This window comes from Roseburia intestinalis L1-82 (assembly GCF_900537995.1).
Classification (GTDB): Bacteria; Bacillota; Clostridia; order Lachnospirales; family Lachnospiraceae; genus Roseburia; species Roseburia intestinalis.
The window spans coordinates 1,073,043-1,093,541 of sequence record NZ_LR027880.1 but is presented as its reverse complement, the minus strand read 5'-3'; the positions used below and the strand labels follow the sequence as shown (position 1 = coordinate 1,093,541).

At 52.7% G+C, this 20,499-nt stretch carries 27 protein-coding genes; all 27 read left to right on the top strand.

Translation table 11 applies throughout. The features are described from left to right. Window positions 1-11 precede the first annotated feature (11 nt). The 27 genes from RIL182_RS05195 to RIL182_RS05060 all read left to right on the top strand — a co-directional run bounded on the left by RIL182_RS05195 (window position 12) and on the right by RIL182_RS05060 (window position 20,492). Complete coding sequence (locus tag RIL182_RS05195; RefSeq protein WP_044998509.1) at window positions 12-290, top strand: hypothetical protein; 279 nt, start codon at window positions 12-14, stop codon at window positions 288-290. Between the two features lie 40 nt (window positions 291-330). Continuing rightward, on the top strand, window positions 331-1,068 hold the full coding sequence (locus RIL182_RS05190; protein ID WP_172606700.1) for a spore cortex-lytic protein: 738 nt from the start codon (window positions 331-333) through the stop codon (window positions 1,066-1,068). Beyond that, window positions 1,069-2,070 carry a DNA cytosine methyltransferase gene (locus RIL182_RS05185; RefSeq protein WP_006855697.1) on the top strand — a complete coding sequence of 334 codons (1,002 nt, stop codon included), beginning with the start codon at window positions 1,069-1,071 and terminating at the stop codon, window positions 2,068-2,070. A gap of 297 nt (window positions 2,071-2,367) precedes the next feature. Beyond that, entirely contained in the window at window positions 2,368-2,787 is a 420-nt protein-coding gene (locus RIL182_RS05180) for a DNA cytosine methyltransferase (protein WP_006855699.1), read from the top strand. Beyond that, window positions 2,780-3,409, top strand: a complete 630-nt coding sequence (locus tag RIL182_RS05175) for a DUF6273 domain-containing protein (protein ID WP_006855700.1) — start codon at window positions 2,780-2,782, stop codon at window positions 3,407-3,409. Before RIL182_RS05180 ends, RIL182_RS05175 begins: the two co-directional genes overlap by 8 nt. A 49-nt stretch (window positions 3,410-3,458) precedes the next feature. Continuing rightward, window positions 3,459-4,262: an ERF family protein gene (locus RIL182_RS05170; RefSeq protein ID WP_006855701.1), complete on the top strand. Its 804-nt coding sequence runs from the start codon at window positions 3,459-3,461 to the stop codon at window positions 4,260-4,262. Beyond that, window positions 4,259-4,681, top strand: a complete 423-nt coding sequence (locus RIL182_RS05165) for a single-stranded DNA-binding protein (protein WP_006855702.1) — start codon at window positions 4,259-4,261, stop codon at window positions 4,679-4,681. Before RIL182_RS05170 ends, RIL182_RS05165 begins: the two co-directional genes overlap by 4 nt. Window positions 4,682-4,791: 110 nt before the next feature. Next, window positions 4,792-5,643 (top strand): hypothetical protein, encoded by an 852-nt coding sequence (locus tag RIL182_RS05160; RefSeq protein WP_134523106.1) that lies wholly within the window; start codon window positions 4,792-4,794, stop codon window positions 5,641-5,643. Further along, entirely contained in the window at window positions 5,582-6,487 is a 906-nt protein-coding gene (locus tag RIL182_RS05155; RefSeq protein ID WP_243128735.1) for an ATP-binding protein, read from the top strand. Before RIL182_RS05160 ends, RIL182_RS05155 begins: the two co-directional genes overlap by 62 nt. A gap of 121 nt (window positions 6,488-6,608) precedes the next feature. Then, entirely contained in the window at window positions 6,609-7,061 is a 453-nt protein-coding gene (locus RIL182_RS05150; protein ID WP_006855705.1) for a methyltransferase, read from the top strand. Window positions 7,062-7,074: 13 nt separating this feature from the next. Continuing rightward, entirely contained in the window at window positions 7,075-7,641 is a 567-nt protein-coding gene (locus RIL182_RS05145) for a DUF7768 domain-containing protein (protein WP_134523092.1), read from the top strand. A gap of 1 nt (window position 7,642) precedes the next feature. After that, entirely contained in the window at window positions 7,643-8,254 is a 612-nt protein-coding gene (locus RIL182_RS05140) for a Holliday junction resolvase RecU (protein WP_006855708.1), read from the top strand. Further along, complete coding sequence (locus RIL182_RS05135; RefSeq protein WP_006855709.1) at window positions 8,235-8,492, top strand: hypothetical protein; 258 nt, start codon at window positions 8,235-8,237, stop codon at window positions 8,490-8,492. Before RIL182_RS05140 ends, RIL182_RS05135 begins: the two co-directional genes overlap by 20 nt. Continuing rightward, window positions 8,493-8,858, top strand: coding sequence for a hypothetical protein (locus RIL182_RS05130; protein ID WP_006855710.1), 366 nt, complete (start codon window positions 8,493-8,495; stop codon window positions 8,856-8,858). It abuts the gene before it with no gap. Window positions 8,859-8,870: 12 nt separating this feature from the next. After that, complete coding sequence (locus tag RIL182_RS05125) at window positions 8,871-9,302, top strand: ASCH domain-containing protein (protein WP_006855711.1); 432 nt, start codon at window positions 8,871-8,873, stop codon at window positions 9,300-9,302. A 243-nt stretch (window positions 9,303-9,545) separates the two neighbouring features. Then, entirely contained in the window at window positions 9,546-9,779 is a 234-nt protein-coding gene (locus RIL182_RS05115) for a hypothetical protein (protein ID WP_006855713.1), read from the top strand. A 58-nt stretch (window positions 9,780-9,837) separates the two neighbouring features. Beyond that, entirely contained in the window at window positions 9,838-10,431 is a 594-nt protein-coding gene (locus RIL182_RS05110) for a replication protein (RefSeq protein ID WP_243128734.1), read from the top strand. A 13-nt stretch (window positions 10,432-10,444) separates the two neighbouring features. Beyond that, window positions 10,445-11,188 (top strand): hypothetical protein, encoded by a 744-nt coding sequence (locus RIL182_RS05105; RefSeq protein WP_134523086.1) that lies wholly within the window; start codon window positions 10,445-10,447, stop codon window positions 11,186-11,188. Between the two features lie 73 nt (window positions 11,189-11,261). Beyond that, the gene (locus tag RIL182_RS05100) at window positions 11,262-11,639 is read left to right on the top strand and encodes a SprT family zinc-dependent metalloprotease (RefSeq protein WP_134523084.1); all 378 of its coding nucleotides are present in this window, start codon (window positions 11,262-11,264) and stop codon (window positions 11,637-11,639) included. Continuing rightward, window positions 11,640-13,082, top strand: a complete 1,443-nt coding sequence (locus tag RIL182_RS05095) for a site-specific DNA-methyltransferase (RefSeq protein ID WP_006855427.1) — start codon at window positions 11,640-11,642, stop codon at window positions 13,080-13,082. Beyond that, on the top strand, window positions 13,083-13,634 hold the full coding sequence (locus tag RIL182_RS05090) for an RNA polymerase sigma factor (RefSeq protein ID WP_006855428.1): 552 nt from the start codon (window positions 13,083-13,085) through the stop codon (window positions 13,632-13,634). Window positions 13,635-13,807: 173 nt separating this feature from the next. Continuing rightward, complete coding sequence (locus RIL182_RS05085; protein WP_024725551.1) at window positions 13,808-14,419, top strand: phage tail protein; 612 nt, start codon at window positions 13,808-13,810, stop codon at window positions 14,417-14,419. Window positions 14,420-14,862: 443 nt separating this feature from the next. Beyond that, window positions 14,863-15,453: a hypothetical protein gene (locus RIL182_RS05080; RefSeq protein WP_006855432.1), complete on the top strand. Its 591-nt coding sequence runs from the start codon at window positions 14,863-14,865 to the stop codon at window positions 15,451-15,453. After that, the gene (locus RIL182_RS05075; protein WP_024725550.1) at window positions 15,437-17,329 is read left to right on the top strand and encodes a phage terminase large subunit family protein; all 1,893 of its coding nucleotides are present in this window, start codon (window positions 15,437-15,439) and stop codon (window positions 17,327-17,329) included. Before RIL182_RS05080 ends, RIL182_RS05075 begins: the two co-directional genes overlap by 17 nt. 11 nt (window positions 17,330-17,340) lie before the next feature. Next, entirely contained in the window at window positions 17,341-17,589 is a 249-nt protein-coding gene (locus RIL182_RS05070; RefSeq protein ID WP_006855435.1) for a DUF6148 family protein, read from the top strand. A gap of 13 nt (window positions 17,590-17,602) precedes the next feature. Then, window positions 17,603-19,267: a phage portal protein gene (locus RIL182_RS05065; RefSeq protein WP_134523082.1), complete on the top strand. Its 1,665-nt coding sequence runs from the start codon at window positions 17,603-17,605 to the stop codon at window positions 19,265-19,267. After that, window positions 19,233-20,492: a head maturation protease, ClpP-related gene (locus RIL182_RS05060; protein ID WP_006855465.1), complete on the top strand. Its 1,260-nt coding sequence runs from the start codon at window positions 19,233-19,235 to the stop codon at window positions 20,490-20,492. Before RIL182_RS05065 ends, RIL182_RS05060 begins: the two co-directional genes overlap by 35 nt. The last annotated feature ends 7 nt before the right edge of the window (window positions 20,493-20,499 follow it).

Genomic DNA, 20,499 nt, shown 5'->3' with positions numbered 1-20,499 from the left:
GCGCGCAACACATGGCCGAAGAATACAGCCGCGAGGCGGTTTTTGAGATACTGGGCCAAGAGGTCCCAGACAAGGAAATGCAGCGGGCTGAGTCTTATGCAGACAGAAAGCTCGAGCGGGCCACAGAAATGCAGCCAGAGGACACGGCGACGTACCGCTCCGGCTGGTACCGTGTTTTGCTGGTGGCCGATCTGGTGAAGCAGCTCGCCTTCCAAGACTTCACGCTCGCCCTCTGCGAGCTGAGAAACTACGAACCAAAAGGAGGCATACAGACCAATGCAAACACATGAGGACATAAAAAGGGCCAGACGCCCAGAACGTCCAGCCCAAGTGACCGCGAAGAAGGAGACGGTGCTCTCGCCTGAGCCCGTCCATAATTTCAAAGATCACAGAGAAATTATAGCACGAAAACGCAGAAAAGCCAATAGGCGCCGCGAGGTTTTCCTCGCCAGACTGGCAGCAGGCGCCGCTCTGGTGCTCGTTGTGACCGTTACCGTGAGTCTGGTATCTTGCAGCAAGAAAAAAGAACCGGTAAACGCTCCGGCAGCAGAAACAACAGAGACACCGCAGGAGACTACTCTCATAATTCAGGACGAAACGCAGCCGGACGGCTACTACTTCGCATATCTGACAGAGGACGGGGAACCTCACGCGGTAAACATGGAGGAGCTCGCGAGATCGTGGGCCTCTGAGACCGGTTTTGAACTCCGGTACGAACTGACAGACGCCGAGCGCTACGAGGTGGCCCAGATCGTCACAGCAGAGGCCGAGGGCGAACCGCTGGCGGGTAAAATTGCAATTTGCCAGTGTATCCTGCAGGCGTGCGAGGACGACGGGATCCGACCGGCAGAGGCAGCAGCCCGCTACTCCTATTCCAAGAAAAGACCGGAGCCGTCAACGGAGGCAATGCAGGCCGTTCGGTATGTGTTTGACTTCGGAATGATAGCAAGCACCGAGCCGATCAAATACTTTTACAATCCCGATCTTGTGGCGAGTAAGTTCCACGAGTCACAGCGCTACATAATGACAATTAACAACCACCGCTTCTATGCGGAGAAGGAGGAATAAATGCAACCGATAGTAAATGACTTTTTCTGCGGCTGCGGAGGCATGGGCGTCGGGTTCCTCAATGCTGGCTACAAAATAGCCGGTGCGTGGGATTTTGACAAATATGCGGTGCAGAGCTACGACCACAATGTCGGACACCATGTAAAGCAGGCAGATATTAAAGAAATGACATGGCAGGACGTCCCTTTTGCTCATGTTTGGGCTTTTGGGTTCCCTTGCCAAGATCTGAGCGTCGCCGGTAAACAAGCCGGGCTACTGCTTAAATGCCAAGATTGTGACAGCGATTTTGCTATTGATCCGAGTAATTTCACAGGGCAGACAACCTGCCCGAATTGCGGCTCGAAAAACTATAAAGCGGCCAGCCGCTCCGGGTGCTTTTATGAAATAATGCGCCTGATTGACGAAACCAGAGAACACGCACCGAACTCACTCCCAGCCGTGCTCGTTGCGGAAAATGTAAAGGGCTTAACTCCATACATTCCAGTGCTTACAGCAGAATTAAAACAGCGCGGATATATCGCTCATGTTAAATTATACAATTCAAAATTCTGGAATGTGGCCCAGAACCGGGAACGCTACTACATAGCAGCCACCAGAGACGACCTGCCGGACGTTTTACAAATGCCAGCGCAAAACGAAGATCCTGAAAATGTTCCCAAACTGTCGCTTTTTCTGGACGATAACGTCCCTGAGAGGTTTTACATTCCAAACGAGAAAGCCCAGAAAATCATCGAGCAGGCTCTCAAAAGGCTGGAGACTCTCGGAAAAGTACACGCAACCATTACGCCAGACCGTATCGAGAAAAGGCAGAACGGTCGGCGAGCCAAAGACGACGAAGATCCGATGTTTACGCTTACAGCTCAGGATCTCCACGGCGTAATTATTCAAACTGAGGAGGACGACGAAAACGGCGTTATTGTCTCCGAGATATGCACCGAGACCGGCCTACTGGATCCAAACGGTTGCGGCAAAACCCTTCGAGTTGGCGGGGGGGGTCGTTGACCAAGAAGCACAACTACCAGCACATACTGTTGAGCACATCGGAGTAACGGTGACAGACTACGCCACCAAGTTACAGAAGTTCACCGATACAGCAAATTGCCTTCAGGCAAGAGACTCGAAAGGCTTCGGGCGTCAAGGCATGACTGCTGTCATTGAACTATCAAAGGAGGACGAAAATGCCAAAACTTGAAATGATCGGCTTGCTGGATATAAAGGGGCAAGACTCCATTCGGCGAGTGTACGATCCTGACGGTCTGGCCCCTACCCTTACGACTTGCGGGGGGGGGGTGTAGACAAGTGAAAATTTTAGATAAAAAACGATACAGAGTCAGAAAGCTAACCCCAACGGAATACGGACGCCTGCAGGCGTTTCCTATGGAACATTGGGAGCAGGTAGTCTCAGACTCTCAGGCTTATAAGCAATTCGGTAATGCAGTAACCACAACCGTTGCAACCGGCGTAGCTGAGTCGATAACGGACTTTTTGAGCCACGTCGGAATATTAAAGGAGGACACCACAATGGAAGAAATGAACAAAGCAACCAGCGCTCAGGCGCAGACTGAAAACCCAGCCATAGCCCAGATAACTGCTATTTTGCAGCCTAAAAAGGAAAGGCTCACAGAGCTCATGAACGAAGAAAGTCAGCTCAGAACAGAGGTTGAGGCTCTCGAGCTTGCTATTTCAACAATTCAGAACGGAGGGAAAGAAAATGCCTAAGTTAATTCAGACAACCACAACAGAGACAGAAACAACATGGAAAGGACTCGCTAACCTGATAAAAGGAGGCGGCGGCACATTAAAGATCGGCGACATTATCACAGAGAAAACCCTCGACGGCGAGGAAATGGATCTCGTAGTCGTTGACATGGGCCCGGGCTGGGCTCGCTTCGAGAGTAAGGATTGCCTGCCGGTAGAGGTTGCCTACAACCAGAACAACAGAAACGCCGGAGGCTTCGCAGACTCAGACGTCAAGCGCTACTTAAACGAGGAAGTTTTCAACAGTCTGCCGGAGGAGCTTCGCAATGTGATCGCCGAGGTTGAGCGTAAGCAGGAAAACGGCGAGAGCTCACTCTGTCGCCTCTTTTTACCCACCGAGTCGGAGCTGTTCGGGGACTGCTGCTATTCAGAGGACGACACATACAGCCAGATCGAATACTACAAGGACCGCCGCAACCGTATCAAGTGCAACAGAAAAGGTGGATCACCTGATTGGTACTGGACCGCTTCTGTCAGGAGTGGCGGCTCGACTGGTTGCGTGTCCGTCAGCTACCACGGGCACTCCTACGACTGGAGCGCCAGCACCGAGCTTTACGTCCCGGTCTGCTTCGTAATTCAGTAAATCATAAATCCCGCCGCCTATGTGCGGCGGCATAAGGAGGAGAAACCACATGCAAGAAGAACAGAAAGAAACCGCAGCGGGCTCCCCGGTTGCCTCATTCCAGACGCGGCGGGACAAACCGATCGAGGTAATGAGCCTGCAGGAGAAATTCATCGAACTGCGGCGCCAGATCCCGAGGATTGAAAAGGGCCAGCACAGCGAGGAGGTTCCCTATAAGTTTGCAAAGATTGACGACGTCTGGAGAGCTATCACTCCCACGATGAATGAGCTCGGCGTCAACTTCGACATTATTCAGGAGGAAAACGCCCAAATTAAAACCATGAACACGCAGCACGGCGGCCTTATGTTCCTTTATGAGTCCGATCTGACAATGCGCTGGACCAATGCAGACAACGAGGACGACACCGACGAGGCCCAGACTCATGCAATCGCATGGAACGACGATCCGGCCAAAGCTAAAGGCAGCGCGTGGACCTATGCTATAAAATATTATCTTTTTGAAAAATTCAGCATTGACATGGGCGAGACTGATCCAGACATGAAGGGCAAGCCAAGCGCTCAAACAGCCTCACAGCCGGTCAGAAATGCCGCAGGCAATCAACAGAGCCAACAAGGCAATAAAACCGCTCAGAGCGGCCAGAATGGAGCCGAGAAAAAGCTCACAGCGGCCCAGCTCGACAGAATGTACCGGAAAGCTCAGGACGCCGGGCTCTCCAAAGAGCAGACAGACGGCAGGATCAATTATTTATACAGCAAGAAACCAGCCGACATGACTCGGGCAGAGTATGACGACATTTGCAAGCGCATGGACGACACAGCCAGAGAGCTGAGGAATGGAGGAAATAGACAGTGAACAAAGTCATTTTAATGGGGAGGCTCACCAGAGATCCCGAAGTACGATACACGCAAGGCAATGAGCCTATGGCGATAGCCCGCTACACTCTCGCCGTGGACCGCAGAGGCAGAAAAGACGGAGGCGAAGCAACTGCCGACTTTATCCAGTGCGTTGCCTTTAGAAATAACGCCGAATTTGCTGAGAAATACCTGAGACAAGGCACAAAGATCGCAATAACCGGCAGGATCCAGACGGGAAGCTACACCGACCGTGAGGGCTGCAAGGTATACACTACCGAGGTTGTTGTTGAGGAGGCCGAGTTTGCAGAAAGTAAGAACAAAAACAGCAACCAGCAGGAGCCTCCAACCGGTCCTGCAAGCGGCGACGGTTTTATGAATATACCGGAGGGCGCAGACGATCAACTCCCTTTTAATTGATTTTCGCCCTACCGGTCAACCGGTGGACGACCACCGGACGACCGACAAACGACCAAAACAGAAAGACACGCCAAGAAAAAGGACGACCAAAAAAGGAAGGAGGAAACGCCGTGGCATGGTTGAAAATTTATCAATCAATTAGACAGCATAGAAAAATTTTAGACGCAGCCGACGCTCTCGAAATAGCTCCACCCTACATGATCGGGCTCCTGACTTCGTTCTGGCTCTGGGCTCTCGATAATGCCCCGGACGGCAATATCTCGGAGATAAGCGCGCGGAATATAGCCCGCGCAGCACAGTGGGACGGAGACGCCGACGAACTGCTGCAAGCCTTTATTTCTGCGGGTTTGCTGGATCAGGGCGACGAGGATCCTGCTACTCTCACGATCCACGACTGGGAGGAATATGCAGGCACTCTGATCCAGCAGCGTGAAGCCGAAAAGGAACGCTCCAGACGCCGCCGAGCGGCTGCTAAAAAGACCGAAGGACGACCGCTGGACGACCAACAAACAACCGCTGGCAGAGTAGACAAGACTAGAGTAGATAAGACTAGAGATATAAAGGATCCTTTAAGTGCTCCTCCAGAGCACGAAGCAGCGGCACCTGCTAAATCAGATCCGACTCCGTATGTGAAAATCATGCAGTTATACAACGAGATTTGCGTCAGCTTCTCGAAGATCCAGAAGATTGACGGAGCCAGACGCAAGGCGGTGGCCGCAAGATTTAAGACCTACCCGAATATTGAGACATTCGAGACACTATTCAGAAAAACCGAGGCGAGCAGCTTTATGAAAGGCGAAAACGATCGCAACTGGCGGGCTGACTTCGACTGGATAATGAAACCGACAAACATGTGCAAAGTGCTGGAAGGCAAATATGACGACAAAGGAGGCCCGGACAATGGCAATGAACCACCAAGCGGATCACGCTATAAGCTCACCGGCTTCACAGCAGCCGAGTGACGGCTGGTTTTACAGCAGCGAGGAAAGAGACTGGCCGGAACCACCACCGGAGCCGGTGCCGTGTGAATATTGCGGAAAGCTCCGGTATCACAAAGGCAAAGAACTCAGCAACATGGGTGACCGGATCTTCTGGATCCCCACCGCTATTCCTTGCAACTGCCCGGGAGCGGTCGAGGCTAGAGAAAAAGAACGGCTCGAACGGGAGCAGGAAGAAAAACGGAAAGCCGAGGACGAAATCAGACGCCGGGTGTCACGTCTCAGATGTGACTCAGGAATGAGGGGCCGCTTTTTAGAGCGAACCTTCAGCAACTACCTCACCCCGGACGAAAGAACGGCCAAAGCGAAAGAAACAGCCATACGATACGCCCAGAATTTTGACAATATGAGCCAGAAGAAAAACGGACTTTTCATACTGGGCGACATAGGCGTCGGAAAGACTCACCTCGCTGCTGCTATTGCCAACGACCTGATCCAGAGAGGCCGGCCGGTTATTTGCATGACAATGATCGACATGCTGGCAAGGATCAAGGCTACATACGACAAGCGCGAAATCTCAGAGGGCGAGATCCTGAGAGTTTACGAAACGGTCCCGCTCCTCATTATCGACGATATGGGGAAAGAGCCGCCGACAGACTGGGGCGTCTCGAAGATCTACACGATCATAAACGCCCGCTACGAAGGCTACAAGCCAACGATTGTAACAAGCAACTACACAGACACCGAGCTGGAGAAACGCCTCACTCCTCAGAATGGGGACGACATGACAGCGAGGGCCACTGTGGACCGGCTGCGAGAAATGTGCGAGGCGCTCGTCATGGAGGGCCAGAGCTGGCGCAGCAGATAAGGAGGTAGATAATGAGTGCAACAAACCGAGGAAGCACCAGAAAGCCGCACGACTTCTACCCGACACCAATCTCGACGATCGAGACATTTCTCGACGTTTTCCCTCTGAGGGGGGGATCGAGGTGCTGGAACCGGGAGCAGGTAGCGGCAACATAATCAAGACACTACAAAAATACGGCGATTTTTCGATCGACGCGGTGGAGATCAGACCAGAGGAGGCACAACACCTGCAGGATCTCGGCGTCAATGTGATTATTGACGACTTCCTGAGCATGGACCTCGGGAAAAAGTACGATCTTATCATCGGCAACCCGCCATTTAATCAGGCGATCGAATTTGTTGAGAAAAGTCTCGGGCTACTTAAACCGGGCGGCAGGCTCATTTTCCTGCTCCGCACCGCGTTCATGGAAAGCGACCAGCGTTTTGAGTTCTGGCAGCAGGAAGATCACCAGCTCGCCGGACTCTACACCCTACATAAGCGCCCGAGCTTTACCGGACATGGAACAGACGCCACGAGCTACTCATGGTTCGTATGGCAGCCCGGCAGCAGTCGCCAGACAATAAAAATTATTTAAGGGAGGGCAATGAATGAAATTAGCCTATATTTGCTCACCGTGTCGCGGTGACTATGAGAAAAACATCATCAAGGCGCAGGAATACTGCCGCGAGGCAATGAATGACGGCCTGCTGCCACTCGCCCCTCATGTGTATTTTACGCAGTTTGTGGACGACACCAACCCAGAGGAAAGAAAGCTCGGCCTGCGCTGCGGGCTCCAGCTCCTCAGACATTGCCAGCTTATCAGAGTTTACGGCTGCAAGGTATCTGCAGGAATGTATGACGAGATCCAGCTTGCCGGAGTGCTCGACATTGAGATCCAAGTTTTCGGCCCGCCGGAATTTATCGAGAACGTGCTGGAGATCTACAATCATGCAGCAGTAACACAGCGCAGACCTCTGAGAAAACACGCCGTCTCTGCCGCTGCTGCATACGCCGATCAGCCTGCTGCCGCTCCACTACTCGCAGAGGCCGGCAAGAGTCTCAGAGAGGTTACTGCGGTTCATATCAACATAGATCCGACGGAGGCCTCAGAACTCGGCGAAATGATTGCGAACAGTCTGAAAAATGGCACCTCAATGTTGAGAGGGGGTGCGTGATATGAGCAACGGACGAAATTCAGAGGGCTACCCGGATCCTACACCATGCGAAGCCGAGAGAAATATCGAGTATGAGCGCCGGCAGCAGGGCCGCCGTGCTAAATACGCCGGGGAACGCTTCGAGAATATGATCTCCGCAGCGTGCAACTACTACCGCTCCCAGAATATTGCGGACATTGAGAAAACGCCGGAGCCTATGCGACCTCTGAAACCATACGGAGATCGCAGACGCGGCCAATATGTCGCGGTTTTCACCAAAAAAGCCCAGAACGACTACAAGGGAATACTCAACGGCGGCCGGTGCATTGCCTTCGAGGCCAAACATACAGACGCCGACAAGATCGAAGCCTCTGCCGTGAGCGATCGGCAGGCTGAACTGCTGGAGAACTACGAGAAAATGGGCGCGAGCTGCTTCGTGCTCGTGAGCTTTAAGTTTGAGCAGTTCTACCGCATACCGTGGAGCGTCTGGCGAGATATGAAAGACATATACGGCCACAAGCACTTGAAACGCAGCGAGATCCAAGACTATGAGATCGGCCTCAATCATCTGGGTACGCTGGAATTTTTGAAAAAGACAAAGGGAGGAACGCACAATGCTGACACGCGCGCTTAATGATTTAAAAAACCCAAAAAGTAAAACCGGATCGCTCCAGATTATTGCGACATTCACCGGGACAACCGGATCAATGGGATTTGTCACCGGCCAGCGTTACGAACTGATCGTGAGATATATCCGCAGCCGCGGACGCTTCGAGGTAAAAACCAGAGACGGTCAGCTCTTTTGCCCTTATCAGAGCACGGAGGCCTTCGCGAAGAACTGGAGCGCCTCAGCTATCCAGAAAGGAGCCTAGATGATCGAGAACTACACCAGACTATCTTCGAGAATGTTCACGGCAACGGTGGTCGGAAAGGATAAGAACGGGAGAAAAATCACAGAAGGCAGGGAAACGTACAAAACGCCCAGCGGAGTATATGAGATCAAGGACTGGGCTCGGCTCGTTGAAAAAGCAGCCGAAGCCGACGGCCTGCTCCCGCTGCTGGAACAAATAAAACGGCATGTGAAAGAATACGCATGGATGAAAAACGCCAGCGACATAAATGTGCTGATTTTAGCGGCTGAGTGTCTGACCGGGCGTGCCTATGAGCACTGGGAAGGCTTTGTTATTCCAATGAATACGCAAGCAGACGAAACGGGACAACTAACATTTTGCTTTTAGAAAGGAGCCTAAATGAAAGCAATAACAATATGGCAGCCGTGGGCCGAATTTATAGCCGCCGGCGTAAAACATAACGAGACAAGAAGCTGGGCTACAAAATACAGAGGGCCGATTGCGATCCATGCAGCAGTCAAACCAATACGACAAGTCGTACCGCTTCTGTCAGAGAAAGCCTTCGGACTCATGGTTGAGAAGCTGGAAAAAGCAAGCATGGCAAACGGTGAGCTCCTGACATATTTCAATTACGGAGAAGTAATTGCAACGGCTGAGCTTGTGGCGTGCCACCTCATAACAGAAGAATACCTCTCTACTCTACCGGACACCGAAAAGGCTCTCGGAGATTATTCTCTCGGCCGTTACGCATGGGAGCTGAGAAACGTCAAAGAACTGCCGGAGCCCATAAAAGCAAAAGGCCAGCAGGGGCTCTGGAGCTGGGAGGCATAACATGAACATAACAATAAAACCGTGGAACCCCGGAGACGGCGGGCTTATATGCCTTCCGCTCCGCTCCAATATACCAGACGCAAGCAAGCACCCAGACTGGCGCCTCGTCACATGCCCGAGCTGCGGCCGGGAGTGCTGGGAGTCAGAGCTTGCGCGTCAAGTAAAGGCAGCGGGAGCCGCTGGAGTTTGTACCGAGTGCGCTCTCAGAGCCGCAAACACACCGGGAGGAGGTGAAAAGAAGAAATGACCGCAGCAGAAATCACGCTCGGCGCCGTCGTATGTGCGTTATGGGCCGCTTTCCTGATTTTGTCAGCAATCGGAACCGTAGTAACCCACAAAGACGCCAAAAAGAAAGCCGCAGAGCTCCACATGGTAGCTTATGCGACCTATCAGCTCAGCCTTCGCATTGACGAGCTGAACAATTCAAAGACCAAGAAGGAGGATCCAGAAAATGAAGAAAACAAGCGTACAGAGTAACATCAACCTCGAGACTCTCGCCGGCGGTGCTTTTGCCGAAAAGCTCAACGAGGCACTCATGCAGGTGGCCGAGAACATTCAGAACCCGAACACAGAGGCAACCACCAAGAGACAGATCCAGATCACGCTCAAATTTGCACCGAACAAAACGAGACAGCTCGTAAGCACCCAGATCGCTGTCACGACCAAGCTCGCAGCAACCGAAGCGATCGACACTCAAATGATTATGGGCGTAAATATGAGAACCGGCCAGATCGAGATCGCAGAATATGACGGCCAGATCCGCGGGCAAATGTCTTTTAATGATTTACAGACTCAGGAACCGGAAGCAGAACCGGCTCAGGCTACCACTCCCGCTGCTAATGCGACACAGCCGGCAGCAGGCACCACAGAACAGCAGCCAACACCTACCGGCAAGCCTCTGGACCTGAAAAACAGAAATAAAAAGCAGGCAGAGGTTCCAGCCGATCAGGAGCAGGAAAAGGCAGAGGCGGCAGCAGGCGAACTCGTACCGGGCAGAGACTTCGATCCTGAGACGGGTGAGGTATTTGAGAACGGTCGTCCACCGGTCGACCAGCCAACAACCGCAGAACAGCCGAAAAGCAACCAGCACAAAGTCATTACAATGGGCCAAAAGGCCGTAAACGCATAAGGAGGACAAAACAATGGAAGGAATAAAGGAAGCTATCGCATTTATCACAGGACTGGCAGTAAAAGCCGAAGATCCGAAAACGGTCGAGATTAACGGCAAGACATACTGCACAAAGGATCTCGTAAGATACGACGCCCCGGAAAAGGCAGCGCCTATCTCTGCGACCACTCTCACCTCACTGGTGGACTACATCAAAGAAAACCGCGAAGAATTGCGCGATCGTATGATTATTCAGGTAGTAAACGAAACAAAGGTACTTTTATACTCTGGCCTGCTTGCTGAGCGCGACCGTGAGACGCTTTTCGAGGTCAACGCCCTGCTGCCTCGTTTTGAATATGGCAGAGAATACGATCAGGAGAGCTTTCTCATTTCTATGCAGTCATGCTTCAAGGAAAGCGACGACCGCGAAGCTGTCACCATGCTGGCAAGCAATATCGTGAACACTCAGGAGGCTACCTTCTCAGACACCGGCACAACCCAGCAGGCAGTTATGAAAACCGGAATAACCACGAAGGACAACGTGCTCGTACCGAACCCGGTAAACCTGATACCGTACCGCACATTTCTGGAGGTTGAGCAGCCAGCTAGCGACTTTGTTTTCAGAGTAAGCGAAGGCAGAGGCGGCGCTCCAGTATTTAAGCTCGTGACTGCTGACGGTGGCGTCTGGAAGTCTCAGGCGGTGGCAAATGTCAAGGCGTACCTCACGGAAGCACTCAAAGACATACCGGACAGAGACAAGATCACAATCATTGCATAATGTCATCGACATAAATGTCGGGATCATCAAGGGAGGGCCCTGCTGCCCTCCCGCATATCGCAGGAGGTTATTCATGGAATTATTAAAAAGCCCATTCTTAAACGATCCGAGCAGCCTCGTGGCTCAGGCTTTTGCTGAAATTTACCCGGGCACGGAATACGAGGCCATACTGGTTGATAAAATCACCACAGAGGACGGCACAGAAATGGTCGGTTGTACCACATTCCCAGACGACGGCACTCTCCCGCTCATAGAGGTGGCAGGACATATCCCAGCAGAGGCAGTCCCGGAAATACTGGCGCATGAGCTGGCTCATATCGTAACCGTAGGCGACGAACACGGGCCGGAATGGAAAAAAGCCTTCGAGGCTATTTACAGCAAATACAACGAGCTCGCGATCGCTCGTTTTGGAACTCAGGAACCAGAAGAAAACCAGAAGGGAGGCGATTAAGTGGCGAAATCAAAGAAAACGCTCGAAATCACCCAGACAAAGACGAAGGCCAACCGTCAGGAGATACAGATCAACGACATGGACTACACCACCAGCGCTGAGCCAAAAGCGTTCGCAGACGGCCGGCCGGTTTTTTGCGCACATGACAAAATTGTGCCGATAAAGGAACTCAGAGAAAACCCTCTAAACCCCAATAAGCACCCGGACGATCAGATCAGAGCCCTCGCTGCTATCATCAAGGCAACCGGCTGGAGGCAGCCGATCACCGTGAGCACCCGATCGGGCCTGATTGTAAAGGGCCACGGCAGACTCGCGGCGGCAAAGTATGGAAAATTCAAAGAGGCTCCAGTCGACTATCAGAACTATGCCAGCGAGGAGGAGGAACTGGCCGACCTCATGGCAGACAACCGGATCGCGGAGCTTGCGGAAATAGACAGCGTGAAACTGGCCGAGGCTTTTGAGGCAGTAGACACCGGAGCGATCCCGTTTGAAATGACCGGCTACGAGGAGTCATTCTATCAGGAACTTGCAACAGCTCTATGTGAAGCAGACCACGACAAAGAGGAGGCAGACGACGACACCGTACTCCCACCACCGGAGGAACCAGTCAGCAAGCTGGGGGACGTGTGGATCCTCGGCCGCCATAGACTCATGTGCGGGAACTCCACCAACGCAAAGGACCGCGAGGAGCTGCTGGCGGGAGCAGAACCAGAGCTCATGCTCACAGATCCACCGTATTGCAGCGGCGGCCACCAAGAGAGCGGAAAGTCTACCGGAAGTATCGGAACCGTGAGAAAAGGCCAGACAGACGCGCCGAAGATTGCAAACGACATACTCAGCACCCGCGGTTATATTAAATTATTGACCGCAGCCTTCGAGGGTATCACTCCTCTATTTGCTTATGTGTTCACCGACTGGCGCATGTGGATCTATTTGTATGACATAATTGAGAAATCGGGCTTCGGAGTCCGTTCGATGATCGTATGGGACAAAGAGACACCCGGCATGGGCGTCGGCTGGAGAAGCCAGCACGAGCTCTGTCTGTTCGGCAGCAGAGGCAAGGCGAAATTCGACGGTCACAAAGGCTACGGCAATGTTTTGAGGTGCAGCAGGTCCGGGAATGAGTTACACCCGACACAGAAGCCCGTCGAGCTTATGGAAATGATACTCGACAACATGGATTTTGTAAAAACGGTTTACGATCCGTTCGGAGGCAGCGGGACAACTCTCGCGGCAGCAGAAAAGACCGGCCACACCGCCTACCTCATGGAATTAACGCCCGGCTATACCGATGTAATTGTAAAGCGGTATTTCAGGATCACCGGCAACAAGGACCAGATCCAGCTCATAAGAGATGGAGCCCCGGCAGATCCGGCAGTATACGCCGAGATTTTCGACGATGTAGGCATAAGCTCAGAATACAAGGAAGGAGAATATGAATAAATGGCAAAACAGAAAAAACCAAGCATACCGCCAGAGATCAAAAGCTACATAGACGAGGTGGCGAAAAAAACCGCGGCAGCAGTCTCGGACGCATACAAGCCGTTGCAGCAGCCGCAGAACGCAAAGGCAGCGTTTAAAAACACCGAGGCTCGTCTCTATGCCCTCCCGGTGCTGAAGGTCAAGATTAAGGACGACGAGGAAAAGATCGAGGAGCTGAGAACCTACGGAACCCCAGCGAGAAGCAAGTCGATCACCAGATTTTCAAAGAGTAGCACCCGCATGGATCCAGAGGAGGCTCTCGAGGCCATTATCAAAGACAAGCAGGCCTGCATTGAGTCGGATCAGCACGAAGTCGATGTTCTCGAGGAGGCTCTCGAAATCATCAAACCAGATCCGTATTATGAGTCAGTAAGCGACCGCTACTTCGAGGGACTTGACAACGAGGCCATTGCTGAGTCACTGGGCTGCGACGCGACAACCGTCTGGAGGAACCGCCAGCGCCTTATTAAGAGCCTCTCCGTCCGTTTATATGGCACGGCCGCCATTGATTAGCCGCCGCCGGCAGCAGGCTGAGCGTGCAATTTACCGGTGCAAAAAAGATGCAATTTACTTTGAAATTGAGCCGTGTTATAATTTTTACAATGCAATAAATGGGTAAAGAAACCGCGCGAGAAAATCGGGCGGTTTTTTGCTGCCGTTTTCAGGCTGAGAGGAGGCGATCACACATGGCAGCCACCAGAGGAACAACCACTTGTATGCTGTCAAATTATGAGGAGCTCGTCAAAACGCTGGACAATATTGCGGGGGTAGACGCTGAAAAGGTAATAAAGAAATGCACCTCAGACGCAAAGAGCCGAGCGCAGGCGTGGGTATCTGCTGCCGTGTGCGAGGTTTATGCTATCAAGAAGGCCGATGTAAAGGCGGCGCTTGACGGCAAAGGAAAAGGCGGCGGCCAGCTCAAAGTTGAGGGCAACCTCGTCGAGTCTGTTGTATTAACATACAAGGGCCGAGTCCTGACTCCGACGCATTTCAAAATGAAGCCCACCCAGCGAAAGCCGAAGCCATACCGGGTAAGTCAGGAAGTATTCAAGGGCCAGCGGAAGAACCTGCCGGCCGGCGTATTCCTTGCCAGCTCAGGAGGCGAAGGCTCTACACAGATACCATTCCAGAGGGAAAGCGAAAGCCGCTACCCTATCAAGAGCATAAAGACATTGAGCGTGCCGCAGATGATCGAAAACGAAAAGGTGCAGCCACTCATACAACAGAACATTGACGAGGGCCTCAGCAAGCGACTGGAGAACCACGTCAAGCAAATGCTCGCCAAAGCTCAGGGGTGAACTCTACAGGGCACACACGCAGCCACACGGGCACCATACACCACCAGAGAACCAGAGGCCAACCACTCCACACCATGCGAGCGGCTGGCCTCTTTCTATATGCTCAGCATTCTAAGACTGAGCCACCACATCAGGCGCGGCAAGCTGGCCCAGACATGGACCACACCCAAAGGCCACGCCACACCAGAGGCGCAGCCCCCGGCAGCAGGCCCGGGCAAGCCGAGGCAAGTCACCACTCGCGCGCCGAGTCGGCGCACCAACACCGCAGAGAAACGCAAGCGAAAAAAGAACGCGAACGCCGGGCACCCGGCAAAAGAAAATAAAAAATTTTCAATAGGTTCTTCTGAGCGAATTTTTTCCCTGCGGTGCTTGCGAGCCCAAAAACTTGCTAGACTCATAGAAAAATTTTAGGCCGTTTCGTTACGCCGGGAAGGAGGCAAGGCATGGCAACACCACGAAAAGAAAAACCGGCCGAGACTCCGGGTTACTGGCCGACAACCAAAATGGCCGAACTGTTTGAGCTGACTGCCCGGAGGATCCAGCAGCTCACACAAGACGGAGTTCTGAAAACTCACGACACACCGGCAGGCCGCCGGTACAATGTCGGCGAGGCAACGAAGGACTACATCAAATACCTGCGCACGCAGCTCGATCGCAAAGCGTCAGCTCAAAACGATAAGCTGGAGACCGACAAGCTGCAGGCTGAGGTAGATATAAAAAGCGCAAAGGCCAGAGTCGCAGAGCTCCAGCTCGCCGAACTCGAAGGAACCATGCACAGAGCTGAGGACGTCGAAGCTATCACGACGGACCTCGTTTTTAATATCCGCAGCATGTTAATGGCTATGCCGGGACGGCTTGCGGTTGATACCGCGGAGCTTGCAAGTCCGGCCGAAACTTCTGCCAGAATACAAGAGGAGGTAAACGAGATCCTTCTGTCACTCTCCCAGTACCACTACGATCCAGAGGAGTATAAAAAGCGGGTAAAGGATCGGCAGGGCTGGGCTATGATCGAGGACGATGAGCAGGCAGAATGAAATTGACAGCTTAAACAATACGTTCGTTCGAGCTGTTAAGAATTTCAAACCACCCGAGCGCCTCACAGTGTCCCAGTGGGCTGAGAAAAACCGCCGCTTATCTCCTGAAAGCTCAGCAGAGGCAGGCCCGTGGAGGAATGAGCGAACACCGTACCTTGTCGACATAATGGACGCCTTCACGGATCCCAAAGTCAACAAGCTAACCGTTGTAGCCGCCTCTCAGGTTGGAAAATCTGAGGTAGAGCTCAATATAATCGGCTACATAATAGATCAGGATCCGGGATCTACGATTTATGTACAGCCTACTCTCGACGACGCCCGGAAGTTCTCGCGCTTGCGTATTGCTCCGATGATAAGAGACTCGAAGCCGCTGAGGAAAAAGGTCTCAGACGTCAAAACGAGAGACTCCGGCAATACAATATTGCAGAAATCTTTCCCGGGCGGCATGTTGACAATCACCGGTTCCAACAGTCCGAGCGCCCTCGCTTCTACTCCAGCCCGCTACATCATCGGAGACGAGCGCGACCGCTGGGCGTCCAGCGCAGGAACTGAGGGCGATCCGTGGGCTCTTGCAGAAGCGAGACAGACAACCTTCTACAACGCGAAGTCGATCGAGGTATCAACCCCGACGATTAAGGGAGCCAGCAACATTGAAAACGGATTTTTCGCCGGTACTCAGGAGCGCTGGTGTCATAAGTGCCCGGATTGCGGGGAGTATCACAATATTGTTTTCGACAATATCCATTTTGAGCATGAAGTCAAAAAGGTACGAAATAAAAAGACCTACAAGGTCAAGTCGATAACATGGGTGTGCCCGAGCTGCGGCTGTATTCAGACAGAAGCAACCATGAAAAAGCAGCCGGCGAAATGGATCGCCGAGAACCCGGACGCATACCTAAAAGGGCACCGCTCTTTCTGGCTTAACGCTTTTTCGTCTCCGTGGACTCCGTGGGAGAAAATCGTCACGAAGTTCCTCGAAGCTCAGGGCGATCCTGAAAAATTGAAGGTTGTATTCAACACCCTACTCGGTGAGTTATGGGAGGATCGCGGAGATTTAGAGGACGAGGACGCAATGCTCAGCCGGCGCGAACAATACGACGCCGAGCTCCCTGACGACGTTCTGGTGCTGACCGTCGGAGTTGACACTCAGGACAACCGCCTCGAGTATGAAGTGGTCGGGCATGGACTCTACGGCGAAACGTGGGGCATAAAAAAGGGAATTATCAACGGCCGGCCTGATACCTCAGAGGTATGGGCTCGACTCGACGATGTGATCGACCATGTTTACCGCTTCAAGAATGGCAAGGGCCTGAAGGTATCATTCACATGCGTGGACTCCGGCGGCCACTTTACGCAGGAGGTATACGCCGAGTGCAAGGCCAGACAAAACAAGCGCGTTTTTGCCATAAAAGGAAAAGGCGGCGACGGCATACCGTACACCGCCCCACCTTCAAAGGTGAAGATCGTCATAGACGGTAAGCTGATCGGCAAGTGCTGGCTCTACACTCTGGGAGTAGACGCCGGAAAAAGTAAAATAATGAACGCTATTAAGGTGCAAGAAAAGGGAGCCAAATACTGCCACTTTCCACTCGGAGAGGATCGCGGTTATGACTCTCTTTTCTTTTCTGGCTTGCTATCTGAAAAACTGTCGCTCGTCCGAACCAGACGCGGCGACAAATGGCAATGGGAGAAGCTGCCGGGACATAACCGCAACGAGGCTCTCGACTGCCGCAATTATGCAATGGCAGCCTTCAGAATACTGGATCCAGATCTCACGGCAGTAGAAAGGCGCCTCAAAGGCCAACCGCTGAAAACCGTCGAGAAAAAAGAAAAGAAAAAACGCTCCAGCGGCTCGAAGCTGTACGACGACTGGTAAGGAGGTGAACCATGAGACAGCAACAAAAGGCTGAAAAAATCAGCAAATTAAAGACTCGCCTCGAGCTTTACTATAAGCGCGAGGAGGAAATGCTCAGCGGCGGCGTTCAGTCCTATGGTATAGGAACACGAAACGCCACCAGATACCAGACAGATCTCTCAGCTATCCGCAAAGCAATCAAGGAAATGGAGGACGAGATCGCGTCGCTCGAAAACAAATCACAGCGCAGGGCCGTCGGAGTCGTCCCTCGCGACTGGTAAGGAGGCGAAAACCATGCAGCAAATAACTCCAAGCAAAACACAAGGGCCACCTGCTCAGGCGGCAACACCCGAAGCCCGTCCGGGATCAGCAGCCCCGCGAGCTTCAAACTATGGATATTCAGAGGCCGGCGCAAGCTGGAAGAAAAAGGCGCTGAAAAGTTTCAAAGCAAGCAGCTCCTCCCCTCAATGGGATATAGACCACAACAACGACACGCTAAGGCAGCGCGCTCGTATGCTGTATATGGCCGCGCCGGTTGCTACTTCTGCCATTAAAACCAACCGCACAAACGTCATAGGCTGCGGCCTGAAATTAAATAGCCGCATAGACGCCGAACGTCTGGGAATGTCTCAGGAAGCTGCAAAAGAATGGCAGAAAAAAACAGAGGCCGAGTTCAAAATCTGGGCCGAAAAGAAAAATGCCTGCGACGCTACCGGAGTAAATGACTATTACGCAATGCAGCAGCTCGCGCTTATGAGCTGGCTAATGAGCGGCGACGTGTTCGGGCTCATTAAGCGAGTCGATCCGACTCCTATGTGTCCGTACTCTCTCAGGATCCAGCTCGTAGAGGCTGACCGTTGCAGCACCCCGCTGATTAACTCGGGGTACTACTGCTTTTCCACCGAAGGCAAAGCCAAAAACGGGAACCGGATCTTTGACGGCGTAGAGATTAACGACAACGGAATGATACAAGCGTATTATTTCCGCAACACCTACCCGCATATTATCGCGGCGGCCGAAACTGAATGGACCAGAGTCGAGGCATACGGTGAAAAAACCGGGCTCCCTAATGTCCTGCATGTCATGGAGTCCGAAAGACCTGAGCAATACAGAGGCGTCACATATCTGGCGCAGATCATTGAACCGCTCCTGCAAATGAGACGCTACACAGAGGGCGAGCTCATGGCCGCCCTTGTCGAGAGCTTTTTCACGGCTTTTGTCACAACCGACACCGGCGCCGATGAAATGCCGTTCAATGAAGTAAACGGCTCAGAGATAGAGCCTTCGGATCCTGACGATTACGAAATGGGCCCCGGAACAATTAACGTAATGAAGCCGGGAGAAGATATCAAGTTCGCAGCACCGACAAGACCGGCAAGCGGTTTTTCTGCTTTTATTAGAGCACTCTGCGAACAATGCGGCGCCGCGCTGGAGATCCCTGCCGATCTGCTCCTGAAATCGTTCAACGCCTCGTACTCAGCAAGTAGAGCCGCACTGCTGGAAGCATGGAAAGCGTTCAAAATGCGCCGAGAGTGGTTTGCTAATGACTTTTGCAAACCCATTTACGAGATCTGGCTCTCTGAGGCTGTAGCTCTCGGACGTATTCAGGCGCCCGGCTTTTTCAGTGATCCGCTCATTCGTGCAGCATGGCTCGGGAGTGACTGGATCGGACCGTCTCAGGGACAGCTCGATCCTACGAAAGAAATCAGCGCCGAGATCCTTGCAAACCAGCACGGGTACAGCACCCACGAACAGAGTACGATCCGCTTGAATGGCGGCCAGTGGGAAGCCAACATGAACCAGTTAAAACGCGAAAACGAAATGATCGCGGAAGCTAACGGCACCACCCCGGAGGCTCAGGCTGAGGCTACTCAGGCTATCGCCTCTCTTATACTTCAAAATTCATTAAAGGAGGATCAACAACATGCAAAAGCAGACAATCCCGCTGCGAGTTCTTAATGGCCCCGCAGCTCCACCCGCCGGCGCAGCCCAGAAGTTCTGGAACATTGTCGACGTAAGCGACGAGGAGGCTGAGATCACCATGTACGGTGAAGTTGTGAGCCAGAGACCGACAGACTGGTGGACCGGTGAGCCGGTCGAGGGCTTATACATCACACCGGAAGGCTTTCTCGAGGATCTGGCTCAGGTCAAGGACAAGGCAAAAATCACCGTGCGAATTAACTCCGTAGGCGGCGACTTATACACCGCACTCGGAATTTGCAACAGACTCAAAGAGTTAAACGGTGACACCGTTGCAGTTATCGACGGAATTGCGGCCAGCGCCGCCACTATCATTGCTATGGGCTGCAAAACTCGCGAAATCGCTGAGGGCGCCCTTTTCATGGTACACGAGGCCCTGCTCACACTCGTGGGAAATTACAACCACAAGGCCCTGCTCGAGGTAAATAAGAGACTCGAAGCAGCCAACAAGGCAGCAGCCGAAACATACGACGCCGCAACCGGCCTCGGAACCGAGAAGATCCGACAGATCATGGCGAAGGAAACATGGTACACCGGCCGCGAGGCTGTCGAAAATGGTTTTTGCACTTCGATCCGCGAGGGCTGCGAGACAAGCATGTGCATGAGCTCAGAAAAAGACGAGATTATCGTCAACGGAGTGCTGCACTCTCTCAAAGGTTTTCGTAATTTCCCGGGCAATGTGCCAATTATTAACAGCGTTAAAACGCCTACATCGAAGCCAGCAGCTCCGACTCAGAGCGTTTCAACAAATAAACCAAAAGGAGGTAACACCAAAATGACACCAGAAGAATTAAGACAGCAGTACCCTGACGTCGTAACACAGATTGAGAACGCAGCCCGCGAGGCAGCGGCAAGCGAAGCCGTAACCGCCGAGCGTTCCAGACTGCAGGAAATCGAGACGATCGAGGCAACAGTCGGAGATCCTGAGCTTATCAAGGAAGCTAAATACGGACCGACAGCCTGCTCAGCTCAGGAGCTTGCTTTTAAGGCTATGAAAAAGCAGGCCCAGCTCGGAGCTCAGCACATTCAGAACAGCGCCGACGACTTTACCGCCTCTGGAGCAGCCGGAGTCGGCACAACACCGAACTCAGGAGCACCTGCACCAAAGGATCAGGCAGCCGACGAAAACGCTCAGGTAGCCCTGCTCGCTGCTATGATCGCTAACGGTGGCGCAGTTCCGGCACCTACAACACCAACAAAATAAGGAGGGT